Here is a 973-nt window from a genome sequence, read left to right as displayed (position 1 = left end):
AACTGGTCGGCAACGGATGCTTATTCCGGGGTTTTGCTTTGCCCCGGTGTGTTAATTGCCGGTGCTTTTTCAGCACCCGGTAAATCGTTGATTCAGAGCCAATATAAACGCCTTTATCGGCCAGTAACGGCACGATTTGTGAGGCCGGTAAATCCGCATACTGCGGTAAATTACAGACCATCAGGATGCGCTGCTCTTCGTCTTCGCTCAACTGCCGCGGTTGTTTAACCGGCGCTGTTGTGGGCCGTTTATCCGGCGTCGGATTGTTAGCCCAGCGCTTTAACGTGCGTTGGCTTATGCACATAACATGCGCTGCCTGATGGCGGGATGCGCCGTTATTAACCGCTTCGTTAAAGTAATCGAGTAGCCTTATACGCTCGCTTTGCGGCGTTAGTCGTCCTCGTTGTCCGGTTCGTCCCCGTATAAGGCTTCGAGCTTTTTTGAAAGCACCAACAGGGCACTGGTCTCGGCCAACGCTTTATCTTTGCGGCGAACCTCGGCTTTAAGCTTTTTGATTTCTTTGGTCGTTTTTTTACGCTCTTGTTTTACCTGGCGCTCACTGTCAGCAGTGCGGCCAAAGCCCTGCAGGCAATCGGTACGCCACTGTTTGACCTGCTCGGTAAATAACCCTTTTTCACGGCAATAAGCCGACAGTTCGGCTTCCGATAAGCCGGCGGTTTCGATAACGATGGCTAACTTGTCTTCAGCGGACCATTGGTCAGCCTGTTTTTGATGTCCGGGCACTGCAACTCCTTGCTCACGACATTGTTTTAACCAATGATACAAGGTTTGCGGACTGATCCCATCCTCATCAGCCACAGAATTTACAGAACGACTCTGTGGCGGTAATAATTTTTTGAGCGTTGCAGCTTTACGCTCTTCAGAATAACGTGGCATACATGAACCTATGCCGCCCACTGTTTATTAACTAATGGCGAAATTGCCAACTGGACAACAAGGTTGACATAGTGGG

The 973-nt window shown here is 50.2% G+C and carries 1 protein-coding gene and 1 pseudogene; both read right to left on the bottom strand.

The features are described from left to right. Window positions 1–304 (bottom strand): annotated as a pseudogene (locus tag NO989_RS21845) (IS3 family transposase); the annotation flags it as partial. 86 nt (window positions 305–390) lie between these two features. Continuing rightward, a complete protein-coding gene (locus tag NO989_RS21840; RefSeq protein ID WP_034734407.1) occupies window positions 391–897 on the bottom strand; it encodes a transposase in 507 nt (168 codons plus the stop codon). Window positions 898–973: the final 76 nt, after the last annotated feature.

This window comes from Alteromonas sp. DY56-G5 (assembly GCF_041414725.1).
Taxonomy (GTDB): domain Bacteria; phylum Pseudomonadota; class Gammaproteobacteria; order Enterobacterales; family Alteromonadaceae; genus Alteromonas; species Alteromonas macleodii.
This window is presented reverse-complemented; position numbering and strand designations above follow the sequence as displayed.

Bases quoted from the DNA above. Each gene is read 5' to 3' on its own strand.
- NO989_RS21840 (WP_034734407.1), bottom strand. From the start codon at position 897: ATGCCACGTTATTCTGAAGAGCGTAAAGCTGCAACGCTCAAAAAATTA.